The sequence below is a fragment of the Thalassotalea psychrophila genome, from assembly GCF_031583595.1.
Classification (GTDB): Bacteria; Pseudomonadota; Gammaproteobacteria; order Enterobacterales; family Alteromonadaceae; genus Thalassotalea_A; species Thalassotalea_A psychrophila.
Map to the genome: position 1 here is coordinate 62668 of NZ_CP134145.1, position 24006 is coordinate 86673.

The following is a 24006-nucleotide window of genomic DNA, read 5'->3' on the forward strand; positions in this document are numbered from 1 at the left end:
AGGGCTTCCTCCGTGTGAATAATTATTTAAATAAAAATATATCTGGCACTATGCAATGGTTTTGCAAAGCCAATAAACTAGATTTCAATTCAAGTTATGAAATGCAACACATGTAATATAAATCTTGAGGCTGCTAGAGCTAATTCCATATATTAGAATGTCTTTTAGCAACCTAGGTTTTTATTAAATTCAATTTTTTCCAATTTTTAAATCAGGGATATCTGTAGCACCTATAGCATGTAATACAATACCAACCATAAAGAAGAAAAATGTTGCGGCCCCTACACTTGCTTTATACACATCGCTAGCTTCATCCATATTTACCACTAACAGCACTGCTGAAATAACAGCAATGATAAAAAATGTTATCGCGCAAAATGTGGAAACTTTTTGTAAAAAACGTTTGTTGTTCGGCATAAGATCTCTAGAGTTCGATTTATTATCAACACAAAGTATATATCAAAAGTATTTTTATATATTGATAAGGGTCAAGGAGCACAAAATATTAACATCTAAAGTCTTTGATCCTTATCAAGTACCCGACCAATTCAATTAAGTAATATGTGTCCATCTTTTAGAATGAGGGGAATATTATGGGTTGCTGTGGCGCTTGTGGTGGAGAAGAGAAAAAAGCTGTTGAAGAGCAGGAACAAACTCAAGAAACTACTGAAAAATCAGAAGATTAGTTTAACTAGTTTGATGTTACTATATTTAGAAAGGCAACTGTATAAGTTGCCTTTTTTTGTTGGTAAATTATAAACTACAAATCTATTGTCGTTTTCAACATGGAAGTTGCGTATGCCATGATCACATTATGACATGGACGTCATGTATTAGAGCATTGCAGGAGCATTTGCCGAGGATGTGATGGAGTGGTCCATGGCGATTTGCATTGCTTCATCCCTGAAGTAAAAAAAAAGCTGCGCTTTATAGCGCAGCTTCAATATACAAAATGTTTATTATTTTAACGAAGACATGTATTCAGCAACTGCAGCAATATCTGCATCAGTTAACTTCGCAGCAATATTAGCCATCATTGAGTTGATATCGTTATGACGAGTACCATCGCGGAATTTAACAAGCTGTGATTTCAAGTAATCTACGTTTTGGTTGCTAACTGTAGGGAAGCCCGCTAATGCCGCGCCTTTACCGTCAGAGCCATGACAAGCGATACAAGCAGTGATTGCACGAGATGCATCACCACCTTGATATAACTTCTTACCTACATTGTTAGTTTCTGTTGTAGATGCTCTAGCTTTTTGGCTTGCAAAGTAAGCGGCTAGGTCTTGCATATCTGTTGGAGATAAAGCTGCAACCATACCAGCCATTACTGGGTCGTTACGTCCTTCTGGACCAGCTTTAAAATCAGCTAACTGCTTAGCTAGATATTTTTCATGCTGGCCAGCTAAGTTAGGGTACATAGCAACTAAAGCGTTACCGTCAGCGCCGTGACATGAAGCACACATAACAGCTTTGCCTTTGCCTGCTTCAACATCGCCAACAAATGTTAGTTTTGCAGCTGAAGGCTTTTTAGCTACAACAGTAGCAACTGCGGCAGGGTCTTTGAAGTAAGCACCTAAATCAGCAACATCTTGCTCTGTTAAATTTTTAGCTACAACATTCATTGAAACGTTTGTGCGAGATTCATCTTTAAAAGCATTTAATTGCTTTTCAATGTACTCAGGGTGCTGCTTAGAAAGGTTAGGGTTGATCAAGACTTCAGAGTCGCCTTCTTTACCATGACAAGCAACACAAGCTGTAATACCTCGAGCAGCATCACCGTTTTCATATAAACCTTTACCTGCAGCTGCATCTGCAACCATTGTTGGTGCAGCTAAAGTTGCTGGCGCTGGTGTCGCTGATGATGAAGAATCAGTTGGAGCGCCTTCTGCACTATCACCGCTGCGGCTAAATGTTGCAAAATAAGCAGCTACATCACTCATATCTTGATCGGATAAGCCTGCAGCCATTGGTGCCATAACAGGATCTTTACGAGAGCCATCTTTAAAAGCTTTTAATTGCTTAGCAATGTAATCAGCATGCTGGCCTGCGAGGTTAGGGTAAGCATCTGCAATGCCAATACCGTTTGCTCCGTGACAACCAGCACAAACTGCTGCTTTAGTTTTGCCCGCAGTTGCATCGCCAGCGGCAAATGCGTTGCCCAATAGCCCACAACCTAAAATTACTGAAATAATGATTTTTTTCATAGATGTTCTGCCTGTTAATACTATGGAACTCAGTTTTACAACTGATTATTCCCTTTAAAAGCGCTTTTTACTAAATAATCTAAAACTATAAACAAAAGCTTATTATTTTCAGTTTACCTAGAGTAATAAAAAATTTACGCTATTTTACACAATTCCCGCGTTTGTGTAATGGTTATCGGTTAATTTTCGATAAAAACCTTAATCAACTTGCTATTAATCGACTTTGTCACCCTGTTTACAAAAAAACACTGCCTCAAAATGTTAAAAACAGGATATAATTGAATAAGTTATTTTATTTATCTTTTACGTTTATATTATGGTGGATCCCGTTTTGACAACTCCCCTGGTTAATTTACATGTTGCCAAATTTGAGCTGAGTGCTCCCGACATTCGTCGCCTTCCCGCTGATAGTGGTATTGAGGTTGCTTTTGCTGGTCGTTCCAATGCGGGTAAATCTAGTGCTTTAAATACACTGACTAACCAAAAAGCTTTAGCGCGTACGAGTAAAACCCCTGGTCGTACTCAACTGATCAATGTGTTTGATATTCGTGAAAATCGCCGCCTCATAGATTTACCTGGTTACGGTTTTGCTAAAGTCCCTTTAGAAATGAAGAAAAAATGGCAAAAAGCGTTAGCTGAATACTTAGAAAAACGTATGAGCCTAAAAGGCTTGGTTTTATTAATGGATATTCGTCATCCATTAAAAGATTTAGATGTAGATCTAATTAACTGGGCCAATGATTCTCAGTTACCAACATTAGTATTATTAACTAAAGCGGATAAGTTGAAACCAGGAAAAAGAAACTCTGAAGTATTACAAGTCCGCAAAAAGTGCTTAACCATGCATGACAACATTAAAGTACAGGCATTTTCATCATTGACTAAAGTTGGCTTAGAGCAAGCAACTGCAGCTATTAGTGATTGGTTTATTAATATTGAGCATCAAGAGTTGGTTGATATAGCAGATGAAGAAGAGTTCGACGAAAGCGAATAATTTAAAACTCACTTCATTAAAAGAGCCTAACGGCTCTTTTTTCGTTTTTAATGAGAGCAAAGATAGATAAAGTACACCGTCATCCCCCGCGAGCGGAGCGAGGTGAGGGATCTCATTGAGCGAACTGTGGCTCTGCAAAGTGGCAATCTGCGACATCAATACTCAGAATCAATTGTTTTATATTCACAGCAAACGTTAGGAGGTACCGGCCTCGGTAACTGCTCCATGCGTTACTCTATCTCCTGCATCCTTGCAGTCGTTCGCCGGCATGACGTTGTATTCTTTATAGCTTGGTTGGGTAACAGACTTGTAAAGCAGGGATGATGCAATGCAAATCGCTAACTGTGGTATTTGAACAGCTAATTTATTTAAGGCAAAAAAAAACCAACGTCAAGGACGCTGGTTAGAAGCTTATGGGGAAGCTAGAAAACAAAAGTTATTACAACAAGAATTCCGTTAGGAATGAGGCTATAATAGAGTGTTAACTCTAGTTTGTAAAGTGTTTACTCTAAGTTTTATTACATTTTTGTAAAAAAAGTAAAAAAAATAGCAATTAAATGCTATTTTTTAACGATGAGTATGAATCGTTTTGTAATTTTATTACATAACTATTTACTCAATGAGCCTGCTGCCAGTTCTCGCCACTACCGGCTTCCGAGATTAATGGCACATTTAACTGTACTGCATTGTTCATTATTTCGACTAGTTTTTCGGTTGTTTCAACAATTATGCTTTCTTCCACCTCAAAAATAAGCTCATCGTGTACTTGCATGGTCATTTTTATGCGTGGATCATTGTTTTCTATTAGCCATTTATCTACTGCGATCATCGCTTTTTTAATAATGTCAGCAGCTGTGCCTTGCATAGGTGCATTTATTGCGGCGCGTTCTGCGGCTTTTCGTCTAGCACCATTTCTAGATTTAATTTCTGGTAAAAATAGTCGACGACCAAATAAAGTTTCAACATAACCTTGCTCAGATGCTAATTGGCGAGTGTTTTCCATGTACTCTAATACACCAGGGTAACGTTCAAAGTAGGTGTTCATATAATCTTGTGCTTTGCCACGAGCAATGCCTAATTGCTTAGATAAGCCAAATGCCGACATACCATAAATTAAGCCAAAGTTAATCGCTTTTGCACTACGACGATGATCTGAAGTGACTTGCTCAAGCTCTATATTAAATATTTCGGCGGCAGTTGCCTGATGCACATCTCTACCTTCTGCAAACGCAGACAATAGGCCTTCATCATTTGATAAATGCGCCATAATGCGTAATTCAATTTGTGAGTAATCAATCGCCAATATTTTATAACCTTGTGGTGCTATAAACGCTTGGCGAATTTTTTTGCCTTCTTCACTACGAATGGGGATGTTTTGTAAATTAGGATCGGTTGAAGATAAGCGCCCTGTTGCCGTTACTGCTTGATGATAAGAGGTATGTACGCGACCTGATTTTTCACTCACCATTAATGGCAATTTATCAGTATATGTTGATTTTAATTTACTTAAGCCACGGTGCTCAATAATCAATTTAGGTAATGGGTAATCTAAAGCCAGTTCTTGCAATACTTCTTCAGCAGTGGAAGGTGCCCCTTTTGGTGTTTTCTTGATCACCGGAATGCCTTGCTCTTCAAACAAAATTGTCTGTAATTGTTTTGGCGAACTTAAATTAAAGCTTTTACCGGCCACATTGTGAGCTTGAATTTCTAATTCATCTAACCGCATGCCAATTTGATGACTTTGCTCGTTTAATAAGTCAGAGTCAATCAGTACGCCTGTCTGCTCCATACGGGCAAGTACTGGCATGAGTGGCAATTCAATTTCGCTAAATACTTGCTTTTGATCCGGGAATTTTTCTAGTTTAGGCCAAATCGCTTGGTGTAAACGTAGGGTGATATCTGCATCTTCAGCGGCATAGTGGCCAGCTTGTTCAACATCAATTTGGTTAAAGGTAAGTTGTTTTGCACCTTTACCGGCAATATCTTCAAAGTGTACTGTTTTATAACCAAGGTATTTATCAGCCAGAGCATCCATATTATGACGAGTAGACACACTGTTTAAACAATAAGACTCAAGCATGGTATCAAAGCCAACACCTTGTATTGTTATGTCATAATGACTTAATACATTGGCATCGTATTTTAAGTTTTGCCCTATTTTTAAAATGCTGGTGCTTTCTAACAAAGGTTTAAATTGCTCTAACACCCAATCTAAATCTAATTGTTCAGGTGCATCTATATAATCATGAGTAAGTGGCACATAGGCTGCTTTTCCTGCTTCAATAGCAAATGATAAGCCTACTAACTTAGCTTTCATGTAGTTGACACTAGTGGTTTCAGTATCAAAGGCAAACTCTGTACAAGTATTTAATTTATCGAGCCAAATTTGTAAATCAGCCTTTGTTAAAATAATGTCATATGAACTTTCAATGGCTGGTGGTAACTCATTATCTTCTTCAACTACTTGAGTATCTGTTACTACTGCTGTTGCAGAATTCGCACTTGCTGAATTACCTTTATCAAGTTCGGCAAGCAAACGCTTAAGTTCAAACTCGGTATACATTTCTCGTAAAGTGTCAGTGTCAGCATCTATTGCTTCAATTTCATTAATCGGCTGCTCAAGGTCAACATCCAATTTTATTGTAGCAAGCTCATAAGAAAGAGGTAATTGTTCAAGGGCGGCTCGAAGGTTTTCACCAATTTTACCTTTTACTGAGTCGGCGTTGGCAATAACATTGTCTAAATTTTCATGTTCTGTCAGCCATTTCACTGCGGTTTTAGGACCACACTTTTCAACACCAGGAATGTTATCTACTTTGTCGCCCATTAATGCGAGATAATCGATAATTTGATCGGGACGCACACCAAATTTTTCAACTACACCGGCAACATCCATAGCAACGTTTGTCATGGTATTGATTAACGTCACATGTTCGGTGACCAACTGCGCCATATCTTTATCGCCAGTTGAAATTACCGTTTCTAAACCAAGTTTGCTGGCTTGATCGGCCAAGGTACCAATAACATCATCCGCCTCTACAGCATCTATTACTAACAATGGTAATCCCATTGCTTTAATGATTTTATGAAGTGGGGCAATTTGGCAACGTAAATCATCCGGCATTGGTGGACGGTTAGCTTTATATTCTGGGTATAAATCGTTGCGAAAGGTTTTCCCTTTGGCATCAAAAATTACAACGATTTTTCCTGTCGGATAATCTTTTTGCAAACTTTTGATCATATTTAATACACCGGTGATTGCACCTGTCGGATGACCATCTTTAGTCGAAAGTGCCTGTAAATAGGGCACATAATAAGCGCGAAATAAGTAAGACGAGCCGTCAACGAGAATATAAGGGGAGGATTGAGTCATGGTATTTGTTTATTATCTTTGAAATTACTGGCAATAGCATGCCACAGATTCAATTGGTTTGGTATCAAAGCAATTATAAAAAACTGTGGAAAAGTTTTAAATTGTGGATAAGTCTGTTGAAGGAATTGCTAAGTCCACCTACTACAAAGGAAAGTAGCAAGTGTAAAACGCCTGTAAGGCTTAGTAATTATGATGTTCGGAAGATACAAATGACCGTTTCTATTTATTATTATTGGTAAAATAGATGTGGATAATTTTTCCATAAATCCCAAAAGTTAAACAATATAGAGAAGTGTTTTTCCTAATGGGACAATGATACTAGCAGAAAGATTTTTGAAAACAAACGGTTTTTTAACAATATATTAACTAAATAATTTAATTGATAATGTATTTTTTGATGTGAAAAAGTGATTAGTTAGGTAAACAAAGGCTTGTAGCTAATTTGAACAAACTAAGCTTTTTGGACTAAAAATAATTCAAATGAAAAAATTCAAAATAAAGCTCAATTTTCGAATTAAATTCTAATCATTGAGCTGATACTCATTTGAATAAATTATTACTCACTTGTGCAGGCTAAAATCAACCTAATCGGCGCCACTCTCAATCCCAATAACAAGCTATTAATCAATCGAGTGCCTTGCCTAGTTTAATTATTTTGCACAACAAGATCACAAACTTAATCAAACTGGACTTGGTATTAGCGCATGGTAACGAATTCTTCTGCTGCCGTAGGGTGAATTGCAACAGTATTGTCAAAATCTGCTTTGGTTGCGCCCATTTTTACAGCGACGGCAAAACCTTGCAGCATTTCATCACTGCCCAAACCTATACAATGCATGCCAACAATTTTTTCGTTCTTACCTTGGCATATTAGTTTCATTCGACAAGGCTGACGATGTTGAGTAACAGCCGTATACATAGAAGTAAACTGCGACGTATATACAGTAACATCTTCATCGCCAAATGAAGCGACAGCTTGTTGCTCTGTTAATCCAATAGTACCAATAGTTGGGTGTGAAAATACTACTGTAGGTATCAGGTTGTAGTCTAAGTGCTCATCGGTTTTACCATTAAATAAACGCTCAGATAAACGACGTCCTGCAGCTACTGCTACTGGAGTAAGTTGTGCACGGCCAGTGTTGTCACCCACAGCATAAATATTAGCTATGCTAGTATTTTGGTATTTGTCGGTATCAATAAATCCGCGCGAGTTTAATTCAATACCTGTAGCGGCGATATTAATATTATCGGTTGCAGGCTCACGGCCAATGGCCCAAATAACAGCATCTACCGTTATCGCTTCGCCATTTTCAAGTTCAAGCGTTAGGCTATTGTCAGCATTTTTAATTAGCTCTTTTGGTGTGCAATGCGTTTTAAGCGTGGGTCCTTCTTTAGCCATGATCTCAACTAAGGTATCTGACATCATGTCATCAAAATCACGTAAAGGCTTATGTTTGCGTACCAATAATGTTGTTTCACTGCCTAGCGCATTTAATACACCTGCAATTTCAACTGCAATATAACCCGCGCCAACTACTGCAACGCGTTTAGGTTGTTCTTTTAACGCAAAGAAACCATCAGAGGTTATACCAAGTTCGGCGCCTGGAATGTTTGGCACACTTGGTCGACCACCAGTGGCAATTAAAATATTGTCAGCAGTATAGGTTTCACCATTAACTTCTATGGTGTTTTTATCGATAAACTTACCAAAGCCGTTGATCACGGTCACGTTATTCTTGGCAAGGCCACTGTCATACGACTGATGAATACGAGAAATATAGGCTTCACGACTTTCTACCAGTTTTGCCCAATTTAGCTTTCCTGCGGTTAAATCAAAGCCGTAGTCTTGTGAGTAATGTACCGCGTCGGCAATTTGTCCGGCGTACCACATGACCTTTTTAGGAACACAACCAACGTTAACGCAAGTGCCGCCCAAAGCTTTAGCTTCTATTAATGCACACTTTTTACCGTGCATTGCAGCTCTATTTATTGATGCAATACCACCACTGCCAGCGCCAAGGGCGATATAATCAAAATGTTGAGTCATGTATAATTCCTTAATAAGAGGTATCTATTCTAATATCTAATAATTGCGCTCATTGATGCGCTTTTCAACTATAAGAGCGAAGTTTCGTAGTTTTTATTTCAGTGCACTCATCGTGGTGCATAAACTATGCTTAATAATGTCGTTAACATACGCTTCACACGGGTTTCTGTATAGAGAGACTTTGTATTAAGTTGTATAAATACCATTTAGATCAAATAAAATTTTTTTGAATTTAGACAGTATTGAGATGAACAGTTAACTTATATTTGCTCGTAGGGCATAAATAGCAAAGAGATTTCTTATGACAACAATTAAACAAGGCTTTAAGCATAATATCGGCTTACAAGTCGTTATTGCCATGGTTATTGGTGCAGGTGTTGGTGTTTTGATGGGAGAGGGGGCTTCTATTTTTGCACCGTTAGGCTCTATCTTTATTCATTTAATTACCATGTTGGTCGTCCCGTTGGTCGCGGTATCTATTATTTCTGGTGCGGCTAATTTAGGCGCGAGCCCAGATGCGGGCAAAGTTGGTTTTGGTACGATCGCATTTTTCATGGTGACGTCGGCAGTAGCGGTATTCTTAGCTATTTTCTTTGGTGAATTATTTAAGCCTGGAATAGGTGTAGATACTTCAGGTGTTTCGGGCATGTTTGCTAATACCTACGCGGATAAGGGCGAAGTGGCGGGTATATTTGACACCATTTTAGCGATGATCCCGACGAATATATTCGAATCATTAAATTCGAGTAATATTCTGCAAATTATTGTGTTTTGTATGTTCTTTGGAATTGCCATTACCAAAGTTGGCGCTGAACGATCTAAACCTTTTTTAGCCGGTATATCTACAATTATCGATGCTTTTGTTTGGATGATAAACAAAGTGATGATTATTGCTCCCATCGGTGTATTTGGCTTAATGGCAGATGCGGTTGGTACTTTTGGCTTTGATGTATTGGGTATCATCGTTAAGTTAGTTTTAGTGTTTTTATTAGTGATCATTATTTTCGGCTTTATTGTTTACCCATTAATGGTGAAGTTTTTATCTGATGTACCAGTGATGGAATTCATCTCAAAGATGAAAAAACCTCAAGCCGTTGCTTTATCTACAGCTTCTAGTATGGCCACTTTGCCGGTGACAATGGAAGTCTGTGAGGAAGAGTTGAATGTAAAGAATTCAGTAGCCTCTTTTGTGCTACCTTTAGGTGCAACGATCAATATGAGCGGTAATGCCATTTATTACGGTTTAGTTGCGGTGTTTTTCGCGCAAATGTTCGGTATAGAGTTAACACTTGGCGCTTATGTCGCCATTATATTTACTTCCACCATAGGTGCAATAGGACAAGCGGGAGTGCCAGGTCCATCCTTCTTAGTTGTTGCGGTTTTACTTGCTGCGGGTATTCCTATCGAAGGTTTGCCATTATTATTTGCCTTAGATCGAATTTTTGACATGATCAGAACCGCATTAAATATAACCGGTGATGCTGCATGTGCAGTCATCATGAATAAACTGGTAAAGAATTAAAGAAACTTTATAAGTAGAATATATATTAAAGAAAAGGCGCCGAAAGCGTCTTTTTTTTGTTTGTTACTTGAATAATCGCCCAAAAGTACTTATCTCTAGTAGTATTACTATCTCCCTAAAAATATAAGCAGCATTATGAGCAATCCTTTATTAGAGCAATCAGGCCTACCTGAGTTTTCAAAAATCAAACCTGAGCACATTAAACCTGCTGTTGAGCAAGCTATAGCCAATGGTAAAAAAGCTATCGAGCAAGTAGTTGCCAGTGGTGGACCTTTTACTTGGAATAATTTGGTCGCTTATATTGATGAAGTTGATGACCAGCTTGAAAAAATGTGGTCGCCAGTGTCGCATATGAATTCAGTAGTAAACAGTGATGAACTACGTGAAGCCTATGATTCATGTTTAGCCATGTTGTCTGAATACGGCACATGGGTTGGACAACATAAAGGATTATTCGATGCCTATCAACAACTTGCTAATAGTGATGAATTCACTAGCTTAAATGCAGCTCAACAAAAAGTAATTTCTAATGCATTACGCGATTTTAAATTATCGGGTATTGCTTTAGAGGACGATAAAAAAGTTCGTTATGGTGAAATCCAAACTAAGTTGTCAGAACTAGCGTCTAATTTTAGCAATAACTTATTAGATGCAACCGGTGCCTTTTCGGTAAATATTACTGATGAAAGTGAATTATCTGGTTTACCCGAAAGTGCCTTAGCTGGCGCTAAACAATTGGCCGAGTCTCAAGATAAACAGGGCTGGCTATTTACCTTAGATATCCCAAGTTACTTACCAGTGATGATGTACGCCGACAATGCCGATTTGCGTGAGAAAATGTATGTTGCCTTCGTAACCCGCGCATCAGATAAAGGCCCTAATGCCGGCGAATTCGATAATTCAACATTGATCTCTGAAACCTTGGCATTACGCCATGAAGTTGCTCAACTTTTAGGTTTTGCTAATTACGCTGAAGAATCCCTTGCTACTAAAATGGCAGAAAACACAACGCAAGTCCTTGGGTTTTTAGAAGACTTAGCGGGTAAATCAAAAGCGCAAGGTGGAGAAGATCTTAAGCAATTAACCGACTTTGCAAAAGTTGAGTTTGCTGTCGATGAACTTAACCCATGGGATCTTGCTTTTTATTCTGAAAAATTAAAACAAGCTAAATACTCTATTTCAGATGAAGACTTACGCCCATACTTTCCCGAAGATAAAGTCGTGGCTGGTTTGTTCGAAGTGGTACATCGCTTATATGGTTTAACTATAAAGCAGAGAACAGGTGTTGATGTTTGGCATAAAGATGTAAGCTTCTTTGATGTTTATGACAATACCGAAAACTTACGAGGTAGTTTTTATCTAGACTTATACGCTCGAGACAAGAAACGTGGTGGTGCTTGGATGGCTGACTGTGTTGGTCGTCGTCAATTAAGTAAAAACTCCGTGCAATTGCCGGTAGCCTTTTTAACCTGTAACTTTACCAAGCCCGTTGGCGATAAGCCGGCGTTATTTACTCATGATGAAGTGGTAACCTTATTTCATGAGTTTGGCCACGGTTTACATCATATGCTTACTCAAATTAACGCCGCAGGTGTTGCTGGTATTAACGGTGTGCCATGGGATGCCGTTGAACTGCCAAGCCAATTTTTAGAAAATTGGTGTTGGGAACCACAAGCATTAGAATTTTTATCATCTCATTTTGAAACGGGTGAGACTTTACCGCAAGCTATGCTAGACAAAATGTTGGCAGCGAAAAACTTCCAGTCGGCGATGCAAATGTTGCGACAGCTTGAATTTAGTATTTTTGATTTTAAAATTCATGCTGACTTTGATGCTAACGTTGAAAACCAAGTGCAGCAAATTCTCGATCAAGTACGTGCTCAATATGCAGTTGTTAAAGCGCCGGAGTTTAACCGTTTTCAGCATAGCTTCGGCCATATCTTCGCTGGCGGTTATGCTGCAGGTTATTATTCTTATAAGTGGGCGGAAGTACTATCGGCTGATGCTTACTCGCGTTTTGAAGAAGAAGGCGTCTTCAACGCAAATACCGGCAAAGACTTTTTAGAATGTGTGCTAGAAAAAGGCGGTTCACAAGAGCCTATGGAATTGTTTAAAGCATTCCGTGGTCGTGAACCACAGGTGGATGCTTTATTACGCCATTGTGGTATTAACGTTTAATAATTGGATTTAATAACTTAGCTATGGAAAAAATTCAGTCAATTTATCAACGAGCAATTGATCGCAAAGGCGGAGCAGATAATGTTGAGCTTTTACTTTCGCCGTACCAAACTTTAGCAAATTCAAATGCCGAATTAGCTAAATTGGGCAATGATAGATTCTTGGCTGAATTTACCAAAAAAGTTTTCCAATCAGGTTTTGTCTGGCGCGTAGTTGAAAATAAATGGCCTAGTTTTGAGGAGCATTTCTTTGATTTTAATATTGAAAAAATATTAATGATGCCCGATGAAATGCTTGAACGAAAAGCCCAAGATCCGAAAATAATTCGAAACTTTAAAAAGGTACAAACCATAAAGGCAAATGCTCATATGATTCATGATGTTGAACTAGAGCAGGGCAGCTTCAGTGAATTTATTGCTGCCTGGCCTGAAGCAGACATTATCGGTTTGTGGAGTTACCTTAAAAAACATGGTCAGCGTTTAGGTGGTAATACCGGACCTTATGCACTTAGAACATTAGGCAAAGATACTTTCTTATTAAGTCGTGATGTAGAAAGTTACTTTCGTAATCATGAACTAATTACTGGCGGGCTTACCAGCAAAACCAGTTTAAATGCCATTCAGCATTGTTTTAATGAATGGCGCGAACAGAGCGGTTATAGTTTAAAGAAAATAAGCCATCTTATTGCCTTAAGCACTGGCGATAATCATTTCCATGTAGAGCAAGTACCAACAACTTAATGACTGATTCAAATGTAACTCCTCATTGTTTAGTATTCGCTGATAGTTTTAACAATATCATGCGAGCAGAAAGCACAGCTGAAAAATGGGATTTAACCTACGGCGGTGAACTGCGTGATTTAAATAAAGTGAAAAGTCCTTTTTACTTATTAGCTACCGATCACCAATTAGAGTTACATAAAACCGATGAGCCTAAATTAGATGGTATTGTCGTTGATTTCATTGGTGGTGCAGTTGCCCATCGTCGTAAATTTGGTGGTGGTCGTGGCCAAGATATTGCCAAAGCAATTGGTTTAAAACACGGCTTTGAACCTAATGTATTAGATGCTACAGCAGGCCTTGGTCGAGATGCTTTTTTATTAGCAAGCTTGGGCTGTAACGTTACCATGATGGAGCGTCAGTTGCCTGTTGCTGCGTTATTAGATGATGGTTTAGAGCGGGGTAAACTTGATCAAGATATTGGTAGTTGGCTAAGCGAACGGTTATCGTTAATTAATGCATCATCAATTGATGCTATGGCCAAATTAACCGATATAGATGTGGTTTATTTAGATCCTATGTATCCGCACAGAGAAAAATCGGCTGCGGTTAAAAAAGAAATGCGTGTCTTTCAAACGCTAGTAGGTAGTGATCCTGATGCGGACGATTTATTGGATCAAGCATTAGCACTAGCGAAATATCGAGTAGTGGTGAAACGCCCAAGTTATGCCGAACCGTTAAACGGTAAAAAACCATCAACGAGCATCAAAATGAAAAAAAATCGCTTTGATGTTTATGTAAACCAAGGCATTCCGAAAATATAGACTATACCCGTGCTAACTCCTTCTGAAATCTTGCACTTTGAGGTCGTACGGGTATGTATTAATCTGCAGTATTGATTTTTTCTTCAAGTTCGGCGATTTTAGCTGCCATTTCATCTAGTTTAGCTCGTGTTTTGATAAGTACTTGTGTTTGTACATCAAACTCTTCTCGGCTAACAACGTCTAATTGCGATAATTTGCTTTGTAATACCTGCTTAGCTTTAGCTTCAAAATCAGTAGCTACATTTTTTACGCCTGGAGGAATTGCTTCGGTAATTTGTTTGGCGATATCTTCAATTTTTTTAGCGTTAATCATATTAGTCTCGTTTGATTAAATTCTTACATTTATGCTGCTTATAATACCGTTATTAATTAATTAATCACAGGCTTTGAATAAATTTGTTATCACCAAATGGAATTTAAGGAATTTTATATCAAAAGCAGGTAAAATTGCCTCTTTTAAAAATACTGAAAGTAAACAAAGAGCACATGAAACTTAACCCTGGACAAAATGAAGCAAAAAACTACGTTAGTGGGCCATGTCTGGTACTTGCGGGTGCTGGTAGTGGCAAAACAGGGGTTATTTGTCAAAAAATATCGTACTTAATTCAAGAGTGTGGTTATAAAGCTCGCAATATTGCAGCGGTTACCTTTACTAATAAAGCTGCGCGCGAAATGAAAGAGCGAGTAGGAAAAATGCTTGGTCGTGACTTAACACGCGGGTTAATGGTTTCTACGTTTCATTCATTAGGTCTTGATATTGTTCGTCGAGAGATTAAAACATTAGGATTTAAACCTGGTTTTACATTGTTCGATGATCAGGATTCTTTAGCGTTATTAAAAGACCTTACCGAGAAAGAGCTTGATGGCGATAAAGAGTTATTGTCACGCCTACAAAGTATGATTTCCAATTGGAAAAACGACTTAATGTTACCTGACAGTGCATTAAAAAGAGCTAATGGTGCTGATGAAGTGTTATTTGCGGAATTCTATCAACGTTACCATCTAAATATGCGTGCTTATAATGCTCTAGATTTTGATGATTTGATCATGATCCCTACTTTGCTTTTACGAAATTATGAGGAAGTACGTCAGCGCTGGCAAAGAAAAATTCAGTACTTGTTAGTGGATGAGTATCAAGATACCAATACTAGCCAATATGAATTAGTTAAAAACTTGGTAGGTGAACGCGCACGTTTAACCGTAGTTGGCGACGATGACCAGTCAATTTACTCATGGCGCGGTGCTAAACCACAAAACTTAGTGTTACTTGGCGAAGATTATCCGCAATTGAAATTGATTAAACTAGAGCAAAATTATCGTTCTAGTGGCCGTATATTAAAATGTGCCAATATCCTTATCGCTAACAATCCCCATGTTTATGATAAGGCACTTTTTAGTGAGCTAGCTTATGGTCCAGAGCTGCGAGTAATTAAAACAAAAAATGAAGATCATGAAGCCGAGAGAGTTGCCGGTGAATTACTTGGTCATCGTTTTTTAAATAAAAGTAAATTTAAAAATTACGCTATTTTGTATCGAGGTAATTTTCAATCAAGAGTGATTGAAAAAGTACTGATGCAAAACCGTATCCCTTATAAAATAAGCGGTGGCACCTCATTTTTTTCACGCTCTGAAATCAAAGATATTATGGCTTACTTACGGGTTATTGTTAATCCAGATGATGACAATGGTTTTTTACGTATAGTTAACGTACCAAGGCGAGAAATAGGTCCTGCTACGTTAGAGAAACTGGGAACTTATGCCAATATTCGTCAAATTAGTATGTTTGCTGCTAGTTTTGAACTGGGCTTAGAGCAGCACTTAACTGGCCGCGGTTTAGCGCACGTACAAAAATTTACTCGTTTAATTGTTGAAACAGAAGATAACGCCACCCGAGGGGACACCGCGGCTGTGCTTAGAAGCTTCATTCAAAGCATTAATTATGAAGATTACTTGTACGATACCTCTCCAAGTGCAAAAGCCGCTGAAATGCGTATGAAGAACGTGACGCAACTGTTTAGTTGGGTGACTGATATGCTTGCCGGCGATGATGAAAACGAGCCGATGACATTAGCGCAGATTGTCACTCGTTTAACATTACGCGACATGATGGAACGAGATGAAGACGAAGAAGATGCTGACCAAGTGCAGTTAATGACGTTACATGCATCCAAAGGCCTAGAGTTTCCTTATGTCTTTTTGATTGGCATGGAAGAGGGTATGTTGCCGCATCAAACCAGTATTGATGAAGATAATGTCGAAGAAGAGCGCCGTTTGGCTTACGTGGGTGTTACAAGAGCACAAAGAGAGATGATCTTTACCTATGCCCAAGAACGTAGACAATACGGTGAGGTTATTCGCACTGAACCATCTAGGTTTTTATATGAAATGCCACAAGATGATTTGGCTTGGGAGCAAGCTGGACAACGTAAACAAAGCGCTGAAGAGACTCAAGATAAAGGTAAAGCTGGTGTTGCAGGTTTAAGAGCAATGTTGGATGCTAAAAAGCAGGCTAAAAACTAAGTTCAACAGGTGCGAATACGGCGCTTGGCGTATTCGAATACGCTATCGCTTCGATAGCTACTTCGTAATTCGAAATGTAATGTATTCGAGGTTCGTTTCTAAATAAGTGATTTGTTCCTGATTAAGCGGTTCGCTCAATAATATCAATGTTGCTAGCACCCATGATCTTAGCTTGAAACAAAGCAGTGTCCGCAATAGACACTAGCTCTCCTATCGTGTCACAGCAATTATGAACCACGACCCCCATGCTAATTGTATTGGAAAATTGCTTATTATCTGAACTTACAAAAATTGATTTTGCAATTTGATAATTTAATTTTTGCGCAAATTTTTCAGCCTCTGCTTTGGTATATTCCGGAAGAGTAATGACAAATTCTTCACCGCTGATACGACCAATTATTTCCCCTTTAATACACAAATCTTTAATTAACTTAGCTAAATGGACTAAATACTCATCACCAGTTAAATAACCATATTTATCATTTACCCGCTTGAAATTATCTAAATTAGTTAAAATTAACGAGAATGGCCTACCGTTTAAATTGGCTAAATTTAGCTGTTCTTGTCCAGCTTCAAAAAAGTAGTTTCTATTTAAGCAATTGGTCAAGGTGTCGGTTTTAGCTCTTTTATTTATAAATTTTTCATGATGAGAAATTTGTTGGTTAAACATGGCTGAAATTGCTACTAATTCAAGCATGATAAAAAACACTACAGACTGGTAAATTATATTATTTACTTCATCAGACAAAGTGATTAATGGCGCGGCATTCATTGTGTTTTGGCAGTAGAAAAACAGCAGAGTGGCCAAAACGGATAAAATTACTTTTTCTTTCTGTTGGTCTAATTCAAATAACAAAAACGCGCCAGTAGGGACTAAAAAGTAGAATAAATGAAATCCAGATAGGTTGGTGACGAAAATATTAGTGCATATCCATACGTGCAGCATTAGAACTGTAAAAAACCAGAGCTTAGCATTTTTTATGGCGTTAAAACGCATAAACACCAACCCAAGGGCATAAGCAATGGTAAAGCCTAAATTTAATAGGCCTATTTTAATTTCATTTAAAATAAATAAATATAAAAGCGTATAAGTGGCGGATATTATGACGGTAAATAACGTAACCCAATTGGTGGTTTTTATTTTATTGGACGCATTAAAGGGCTGAAATTCAGCGCCAGTATTGATGATTTTAGAAATAAACATTAAAAGTGTTAGTCAACTTAGGTCATTTATAGCTAACTTATCTTAACGTATAAAATAGTAAAAGGCAGTTGTTTGACTTAGATTAAATGTAAAAAAGTATAATACCAATCCGTATAATGATTTGAGCATTGTGCGCACTGGTATAACGCTCCCTTTTAAATCGCTTAGGTTTAAGCGCAATGATTGATGCCGTCATCTTGTTTGTCTGCTTTAATGGCTGCAGGTTTACTAATAAAGTACCCTTGGCCAAATTCACAACCCGCGGCAATTACTTTATCTAGTTGAGCTTGTGACTCTATGCCTTCAGCAACTAACCTAAAACCAAAAGATTCTCCTAAAGTTGCTAGGCTTTTTGCTAATTCCCAATTTTTAATGTTGGTTGAAAATGAACGCACAAAATGTTGATCTAATTTAATAAACTCAAATGGGTAGTTGTTCAAGTAATTAAGTGGTGACTGTCCTGAACCATAATCATCTAGGGCGAGTTTCACCCCCGTTTTTTTAAGGATCTTTAAGTTTTTTAATGAACGTTCAGGTTGTTTATTAAATGCTTGTTCATTAAATTCAATTATCAAACGTTCTGGCTCATTAAAGTGCTGTTGAATTAACTTACTAAGTTGCTGAACTGGTTTCGCTTGTAGTATGTGTTTTCCAGATAGGTTTATGCTGACGAAGCTACCCTTAAATTCAGGTTGAATATCCCACAAGGCTATTTGTTTAGCCACACTTGCGACGACCCAATTTTCAATGTCAATTATTAAGCCTGTTTCTTCGGCTAATTCAAGAAAGCTCGTTGGCGATAATAACCCCTTAGTTGGATGTTGCCACCTTAATAAAGCTTCAAAACCGATAGTATTGGCGCCAGTTAACTCTGATATTTTTTGATAATACAGAACAAACTCTTGGTTGTTTACTGCTTGGCGTAAGTCTTGTTCAAGCGAAAGGTTTGCTAATAACTCATCTCGCATACTGTCATCAAAGAACATTAAACGGCCACGACCCATGGCTTTAGCTTGGTACATAGCCGCATCTGCATCACGTAATACATCGGTCGCTTGTTGATAATGTTGATCACAAATGGCAATACCAATACTAGCGCTAGAAAACAGCTGTTGGTTATCAATGGTGAAAGGCTGCTTAATAGTCTCAATAATACGGCTAGCAATATCTTCTGCATCATCAGGGTGGGCTAAGGTATCAAGTAAAACTACGAATTCATCACCGCCTAAGCGAGAAACAATATCGTTACTACGGATGCACTCTAGAATTCGATCTGCCATTTGAATTAACAGTTCATCACCAACATGATGTCCTAGAGTATCGTTTATCACTTTAAAGCGATCTATGTCGATAAATAACACTCCAAACCGATGATTTATATGGCGCTTTAAGTGCTTAATTGATTGCTCTAACCTATCGGTAAACATCGCTCTGTTTGGTAATTTAGTTAGGGCGTCGTGATGGGCATCATAATAGAGTTTAAGTTCACTTTTTCTACGCTGCTCAACTTGCTGGCGTAAGTTAAAATTACTTTTTTGCAAATTCTGAGTTCGGTCAAAGATGATGTCTTCTATATCTTTACTGTAAAGCTTCAACTGTTCATTAGCTCTATTTCGGTGTATTGCAGCAGCAATTTGCATAGAGATAAAATTAATCAGCTCTAAATTTGTTAGGGCCTTATGGTTAGGATTTATAAAACCTTTTACCCCAATTATGCCTACTGTTACGTCTTCAACTAATAATGGTGTTGCTAACCACACATCAATTAAGTGTGTTTGAGTTTTTCGCGTAGGGAAGGGTCTTTCAGTAATGCTATTATCACTATTTAAAATGCTAACTTTGTCGTGATTTATTAATACCGGATTTGAAATGTTATGAATAAAGTCGATGATATCAGGGGTGAGCTGTTGCTCAATTGGAGAACAACTAAGTTCATCGATATAAAAGTGTTCGGCCTGAGCTGAATTCGCTTGAGTATATAATTGAATATACAAATTTTCAGCGGGAAAATACTGTTGAATAATTTTTTGTAGCGCAGGATAAAAGCAAGACATGTTTGTAACTGAACAGCAAAGTTCAGAAAGTTTCAATAAGCCAGTCTGAACTTTTTTCGTTTGTTTGTATTGCGTTAAAAGAGACCGGAGCTTTTTTATTGTGGAAAGTTTTCTTCCTGTCATATTCTGCCTTTGTTCCTTCAAAGTGCTTTTTTACTGTGCTAATAAGTTTAGCAGTGAATCAAATCTTGTCGAATTTTAGGTACAAAAAAGCCAGGAAAAACCTGGCTTATGCAATTATTTATTAGTGTTCAGCAATAGAGCCTTTTAATTTATTTAAGGCATTTTTTTCTAATTGGCGAACCCGTTCAGCTGATATTTGATATTTATCGGCTAAATCTTGAAGTGTTGATTTAGAGTCTGTTAACCAACGAGCTCTTATAATATCTTGGCTGCGTTCATCTAGGCTAGTAATTGCCTGACTTAGTTGGTTGTTAACATGGTTGTCCCAGTTTGAACTTTCAACTTGCTCTGATAGATCTGAACTGTGATCTTCTAAAAACTGCGACGGTGAAAAGCTGCTAGTTTGGCCACTGTCATCATCGCCATCGCTTAAATCGAAGGCTTGATCACTACTTGCCATGCGGTTTTCCATCTCAAGTACATCTTTTGTGGATACACCTAAAGTTTCAGCCACAGTATGTACTTCGTCATTACTAAACCAGCCTAAACGTTTTTTGTTTTTACGCAGGTTAAAAAATAATTTACGTTGTGCTTTGGTTGTCGCAATTTTAACAATGCGCCAGTTTTTCAATACGAATTCATGAATTTCGGCTTTAATCCAATGTACGGCAAAAGAGACTAAACGTACGCCTACTTCTGGGTTAAAACGTTTGACCGCTTTCATTAAACCGACATTACCTTCTTGGATAAGATCTGCTTGTGGTAAACCGTAGCCTGAGTAGCCTTTGGCAACATGTATAACAAAACGTAAATGCGACATGATTAATTCTTGTGCAGCATTTAAATCGCCATCGTAATGAAGACGGCTAGCGAGTTCGTTTTCTTTTTCAGCGGTAAGCATTGGAATGCTATAAGCTGATTGCATGTATGATTCAATGCTGCCACTTTGTGGGATAGTAAGGGCCATTGATTGCATTGTATTACTCATTTCTACCTCTTTTAAAACCTTGTTTTACGCTATTTCTTACACATCTATTCACTAGATGGACTTTGGATACTATCATAGCTTTTTTGAGATCGCTAATTTAAAAAATAGCTTAATTTAATCGAAAAAATAGTAGCACTTTATTTGCTACTTAACTGTTTGATTAAAATAAATTTAATTAGTTCAATTAGCACATTTTCAAAATTGTAACTAAGGGTGAATTTAGCATAAATAGGCTTTAATCTGCGCTTGGCTCTATCGATTTTATATGTTGTCTAACTGAAATGTAGCTACCAAGTAAACCTAAACCAATAGCGGTCAAAATTAATAATATAATTTCTTCAAAGTTTAAGGTTTGTAATGAAAACTGGCTTTGGTATAGCTGAGCCAAATCAACAATGGCGTAATCCAAATAGCTTCCTAAAATTGCAACCGTTATTGCGGCAAGTAGCCCACCAAAAACACCATACCAAAAGCCGGTATACATAAATGGTCGTTGAATGAAGGCATCTGTAGCCCCAACCATTTTCATTACTGCTATAGCATCTTTTTGATTTAATATTGCTAAACGTATGGTGTTACCAATAATTAATACCACTGATAAGCTTAATAAAATGGCTAATGAAGTAACAATGTCTTGAATTAATACCATGATAGCTTCTAAGCGGGTTAACCACTCAAGATCAAGCTTTCCTTGAGCTACACCTCTTTCTTTTTCTAGTTTTTCAAGTAAAGCATGTGCCGCGGTTGGTTGGCTAAAACGTTTGGATGGGGTTACTAAAATTGTTGCCGGCAACGGGTTGTCATCTAAATAAGACAGTGCTTTGCCAAAGCCAGATAGCTTTTTAAATTCTATTAAGGCGTCACTTGCTGATATATAACGAACTTCTTTTACTTCAGGGTATAGTTGAATGCGTTTTACTAAGTTTTGTGCGTCTTTATCTTTCACCGACAGTTTTAGAAATACACTAATCTGCGCCGCTGAATCCCAGTTTGAACTCACTTGTTGGGCATTTTTAGTAAACAGGTGCAATGTTGCCGGTAGAGTTAAGCTAATTCCTAATACCAATATAGTCATGATAGACGCCATAGGCGTGCGCCATAAATCACCTAAGCTGCCAATGGCTTGTTGTAGGTGACGAACAGGTAGCATGATCAGATTATTTAATGAAAAGCCATTACCCTTTCGAAGTAGAGCGTTAGATTCTTTCTTAGCCATTACTCTTCCTCCTCTTCACTATGGCTTAAGCCATCGGTGATCATTGTGCCTTGTTTTAATGTAAGGGTACGGTATTTCATTCTGGCGATCAGACCAAGATCATGGGTCGCGATAAGAACACATACGCCAACAGAATTGAATTCTTCAAAGAGACGAATAATATCCAATGATAATTTTGGATCTAAGTTACCGGTTGGCTCATCGGCAAGAATGATTGGTGGTTTATTAACGATAGCCCTGGCGATACCAACGCGTTGTTGTTCACCACCCGAAAGCATGTGCGGGTAGCATTTAATTTTGCTTGATAAGCCAACTTTTTCTAATGCAGCTTCAACTCGTTTTCGTGTTTCTTTATGACCTACATTTTCAATAACTAAAGGCAAGGCAACATTGTCAAAAATGGTGCGATCCATCAATAGGTTATGATGTTGAAAAATCATCCCTATATTGCGACGCATGTAAGGGATTTGTGAGTAATTAATTCGTGATATATCACTATTATTAATTAGAATTTGCCCAGCAGTTGGCTTTTCCATAACACTGATCAGCTTTAACAGGGTACTTTTACCTGCACCAGAATGGCCAGTTAAGAACGCCATTTCACCAGCGTCTAAATTGAAGCTAATGTTTCTTAGGGCGTTAAAACCACCCGGGTAAGTTTTATTTACAGCGTTAAAACGGATCATTGTGTGTCACTTTTTATTATTTTAGTTAAACAACCTTGTGTTTGGCATTATTCCTGAGTTTCAAACAGAGCTTCAATAAAGTCTTCACCATTAAATGGGCGTAAATCATCAATACCCTCACCAACACCTAAATAGCGAATTGGCACGTTAAACTTATCTGCTAAGGCGAAAATAACGCCGCCCTTGGCGGTACCATCAAGTTTAGTTACGTTAATACCGGTTAAACCAACAGCTTCATTAAACAAATGTGTTTGGCTGATAGCATTTTGGCCAGTACCTGCATCTATAGTTAGCATAACCTCATGTGGTGCATTTTGATCAATCTTTTTCATAACACGCACAACTTTAATTAATTCTTCCATTAAATGCGCTTTGTTTTGTAATCGACCAGCAGTATCGGCAATTAAAATATCAACGCCTTTGCTTTTTGCTGAATTAATGGCATCAAAGATAACTGATGCACTATCAGCACCTGTGTGCTGAGCTACAACAGGAATATTATTACGGTCACCCCAAACTTGAAGTTGCTCAACGGCAGCAGCACGGAAAGTATCACCAGCAGCGAGCATTACGGATTTACCTTGGGCTTGGAACTGTTTGGCCAGTTTACCAATAGTCGTAGTTTTACCTACACCATTAACACCCACCATTAAAATAACATGTGGGCCTTCAGTTACTTGCGGCTCTGGTTGTTCTACAGTGGCAAGAATTTTTTGCAACTCGGCCTTTAATAAGTCGTATAGTGCTTCTGCATCTTTTAGCTGTTTACGTGATGCTGACTCAGTTAGAGAATCGATTATTTTTGTGGTGGTATCAACACCAACATCAGCTAATAATAACTGCGTTTCTAATTCTTCAAATAATTCATCATCAATTTTTTTACCGCGAAATAAATCAAAAATTCCACCACCAAGGTTTTGTCTTGTTTTACTTAGGCCTTGTTTTAAGCGAGCAAAAAAACCAGATTTTTGTGGTGTTTCGGCAACTGTAGGTGTAGATTTTGGCTCTGGCTCTGGCTCTGGCTCTGGCTCTGGCTCTTCTTCAACGGGTTCAGCTTCAATAATCACTTCAGCTTCAGAGGCAACAGTCTCTACTATTGTATTCTCTGATTCTTCAACTTTTGGTTGTTCAGTTATTTCAACGTTTTCTGCATTACTCTCATGCGCCTCTGTAGCGTCTTCAGTATCAACAGCAGGTTTATCTTTTTTCAGCCAGCCAAATAGGCCTTTTTTCTTCGACATAGTTAATAAATTCGATAATAAGTTGGTAACTGCGACAACAATAATTTTACCCTGTTAGGTAGATAGATTGGTATAATCGTCAGTAACAATAAATTTGCGGTTATAATATC

At 38.0% G+C, this 24006-nt stretch carries 17 protein-coding genes; 6 read left to right on the forward strand and 11 right to left on the reverse strand.

Features of this window, described 5'->3' with window-relative positions:
• Positions 1–189: 189 nt before the first annotated feature.
• Positions 190–417: a hypothetical protein gene (locus RGQ13_RS00250; protein ID WP_348391555.1), complete on the reverse strand. Its 228-nt coding sequence runs from the start codon at positions 415–417 to the stop codon at positions 190–192.
• Between the two features lie 542 nt (positions 418–959).
• Entirely contained in the window at positions 960–2207 is a 1248-nt protein-coding gene (locus RGQ13_RS00255; protein ID WP_348391556.1) for a c-type cytochrome, read from the reverse strand.
• Between the two features lie 316 nt (positions 2208–2523).
• Between RGQ13_RS00255 and yihA the strand changes: the two genes are divergently transcribed.
• The gene (yihA, locus tag RGQ13_RS00260; RefSeq protein WP_348391557.1) at positions 2524–3201 is read left to right on the forward strand and encodes a ribosome biogenesis GTP-binding protein YihA/YsxC; all 678 of its coding nucleotides are present in this window, start codon (positions 2524–2526) and stop codon (positions 3199–3201) included.
• 616 nt (positions 3202–3817) lie between these two features.
• Here the strand turns inward: yihA and polA are convergent.
• Complete coding sequence (gene polA, locus RGQ13_RS00265; protein ID WP_348391558.1) at positions 3818–6574, reverse strand: DNA polymerase I; 2757 nt, start codon at positions 6572–6574, stop codon at positions 3818–3820.
• Positions 6575–7271: 697 nt separating this feature from the next.
• Positions 7272–8621 (reverse strand): glutathione-disulfide reductase, encoded by a 1350-nt coding sequence (gorA, locus tag RGQ13_RS00270; protein WP_348391559.1) that lies wholly within the window; start codon positions 8619–8621, stop codon positions 7272–7274.
• Between the two features lie 301 nt (positions 8622–8922).
• Between gorA and RGQ13_RS00275 the strand changes: the two genes are divergently transcribed.
• The 4 genes from RGQ13_RS00275 (at position 8923) to RGQ13_RS00290 (ending at position 13864) form a co-directional block, all read left to right on the forward strand.
• Complete coding sequence (locus RGQ13_RS00275; protein ID WP_348391560.1) at positions 8923–10143, forward strand: dicarboxylate/amino acid:cation symporter; 1221 nt, start codon at positions 8923–8925, stop codon at positions 10141–10143.
• Between the two features lie 135 nt (positions 10144–10278).
• Positions 10279–12321, forward strand: a complete 2043-nt coding sequence (gene prlC, locus RGQ13_RS00280) for an oligopeptidase A (RefSeq protein WP_348391561.1) — start codon at positions 10279–10281, stop codon at positions 12319–12321.
• Between the two features lie 23 nt (positions 12322–12344).
• Complete coding sequence (locus tag RGQ13_RS00285; RefSeq protein ID WP_348391562.1) at positions 12345–13061, forward strand: DNA-3-methyladenine glycosylase I; 717 nt, start codon at positions 12345–12347, stop codon at positions 13059–13061.
• A gap of 59 nt (positions 13062–13120) precedes the next feature.
• Entirely contained in the window at positions 13121–13864 is a 744-nt protein-coding gene (locus RGQ13_RS00290) for a class I SAM-dependent methyltransferase (protein WP_405054188.1), read from the forward strand.
• A 58-nt stretch (positions 13865–13922) separates the two neighbouring features.
• Here RGQ13_RS00290 and ubiK read toward each other — a convergent pair whose 3' ends face one another.
• The gene (ubiK, locus tag RGQ13_RS00295; RefSeq protein WP_348391563.1) at positions 13923–14177 is read right to left on the reverse strand and encodes a ubiquinone biosynthesis accessory factor UbiK; all 255 of its coding nucleotides are present in this window, start codon (positions 14175–14177) and stop codon (positions 13923–13925) included.
• Positions 14178–14350: 173 nt separating this feature from the next.
• On the opposite strand from ubiK, the gene rep reads away from it, so the two are divergent.
• Positions 14351–16384 (forward strand): DNA helicase Rep, encoded by a 2034-nt coding sequence (gene rep, locus RGQ13_RS00300; RefSeq protein ID WP_348391564.1) that lies wholly within the window; start codon positions 14351–14353, stop codon positions 16382–16384.
• A 121-nt stretch (positions 16385–16505) separates the two neighbouring features.
• Here the strand turns inward: rep and RGQ13_RS00305 are convergent, their stop codons facing one another.
• The 6 genes from RGQ13_RS00305 to ftsY form a co-directional block, all read right to left on the reverse strand.
• The gene (locus RGQ13_RS00305; RefSeq protein WP_348391565.1) at positions 16506–17588 is read right to left on the reverse strand and encodes a GGDEF domain-containing protein; all 1083 of its coding nucleotides are present in this window, start codon (positions 17586–17588) and stop codon (positions 16506–16508) included.
• A 170-nt stretch (positions 17589–17758) separates the two neighbouring features.
• Positions 17759–19642: a putative bifunctional diguanylate cyclase/phosphodiesterase gene (locus tag RGQ13_RS00310; RefSeq protein ID WP_348391566.1), complete on the reverse strand. Its 1884-nt coding sequence runs from the start codon at positions 19640–19642 to the stop codon at positions 17759–17761.
• Positions 19643–19886: 244 nt separating this feature from the next.
• A complete protein-coding gene (rpoH, locus tag RGQ13_RS00315) occupies positions 19887–20753 on the reverse strand; it encodes an RNA polymerase sigma factor RpoH (RefSeq protein WP_348391567.1) in 867 nt (288 codons plus the stop codon).
• Between the two features lie 235 nt (positions 20754–20988).
• The gene (gene ftsX, locus RGQ13_RS00320; protein WP_348391568.1) at positions 20989–21969 is read right to left on the reverse strand and encodes a permease-like cell division protein FtsX; all 981 of its coding nucleotides are present in this window, start codon (positions 21967–21969) and stop codon (positions 20989–20991) included.
• A complete protein-coding gene (gene ftsE / locus RGQ13_RS00325; RefSeq protein WP_348391569.1) occupies positions 21969–22655 on the reverse strand; it encodes a cell division ATP-binding protein FtsE in 687 nt (228 codons plus the stop codon). The genes ftsX and ftsE overlap by 1 nt, the downstream gene beginning before the upstream one ends.
• A 47-nt stretch (positions 22656–22702) precedes the next feature.
• Positions 22703–23896: a signal recognition particle-docking protein FtsY gene (gene ftsY / locus RGQ13_RS00330; protein WP_348391570.1), complete on the reverse strand. Its 1194-nt coding sequence runs from the start codon at positions 23894–23896 to the stop codon at positions 22703–22705.
• Between the last annotated feature and the right edge of the window lie 110 nt (positions 23897–24006).

Coding starts and splice junctions, on each gene's coding strand:
- RGQ13_RS00250 (WP_348391555.1), bottom strand. CDS start 417: ATGCCGAACAACAAACGTTTTTTACAAAAAGTTTCCACATTTTGCGCG.
- RGQ13_RS00255 (WP_348391556.1), bottom strand. CDS start 2,207: ATGAAAAAAATCATTATTTCAGTAATTTTAGGTTGTGGGCTATTGGGC.
- yihA (WP_348391557.1), top strand. CDS start 2,524: ATGGTGGATCCCGTTTTGACAACTCCCCTGGTTAATTTACATGTTGCC.
- polA (WP_348391558.1), bottom strand. CDS start 6,574: ATGACTCAATCCTCCCCTTATATTCTCGTTGACGGCTCGTCTTACTTA.
- gorA (WP_348391559.1), bottom strand. CDS start 8,621: ATGACTCAACATTTTGATTATATCGCCCTTGGCGCTGGCAGTGGTGGT.
- RGQ13_RS00275 (WP_348391560.1), top strand. CDS start 8,923: ATGACAACAATTAAACAAGGCTTTAAGCATAATATCGGCTTACAAGTC.
- prlC (WP_348391561.1), top strand. CDS start 10,279: ATGAGCAATCCTTTATTAGAGCAATCAGGCCTACCTGAGTTTTCAAAA.
- RGQ13_RS00285 (WP_348391562.1), top strand. CDS start 12,345: ATGGAAAAAATTCAGTCAATTTATCAACGAGCAATTGATCGCAAAGGC.
- RGQ13_RS00290 (WP_405054188.1), top strand. CDS start 13,121: ATGCGAGCAGAAAGCACAGCTGAAAAATGGGATTTAACCTACGGCGGT.
- ubiK (WP_348391563.1), bottom strand. CDS start 14,177: ATGATTAACGCTAAAAAAATTGAAGATATCGCCAAACAAATTACCGAA.
- rep (WP_348391564.1), top strand. CDS start 14,351: ATGAAACTTAACCCTGGACAAAATGAAGCAAAAAACTACGTTAGTGGG.
- RGQ13_RS00305 (WP_348391565.1), bottom strand. CDS start 17,588: ATGTTTATTTCTAAAATCATCAATACTGGCGCTGAATTTCAGCCCTTT.
- RGQ13_RS00310 (WP_348391566.1), bottom strand. CDS start 19,642: ATGTCTTGCTTTTATCCTGCGCTACAAAAAATTATTCAACAGTATTTT.
- rpoH (WP_348391567.1), bottom strand. CDS start 20,753: ATGAGTAATACAATGCAATCAATGGCCCTTACTATCCCACAAAGTGGC.
- ftsX (WP_348391568.1), bottom strand. CDS start 21,969: ATGGCTAAGAAAGAATCTAACGCTCTACTTCGAAAGGGTAATGGCTTT.
- ftsE (WP_348391569.1), bottom strand. CDS start 22,655: ATGATCCGTTTTAACGCTGTAAATAAAACTTACCCGGGTGGTTTTAAC.
- ftsY (WP_348391570.1), bottom strand. CDS start 23,896: ATGTCGAAGAAAAAAGGCCTATTTGGCTGGCTGAAAAAAGATAAACCT.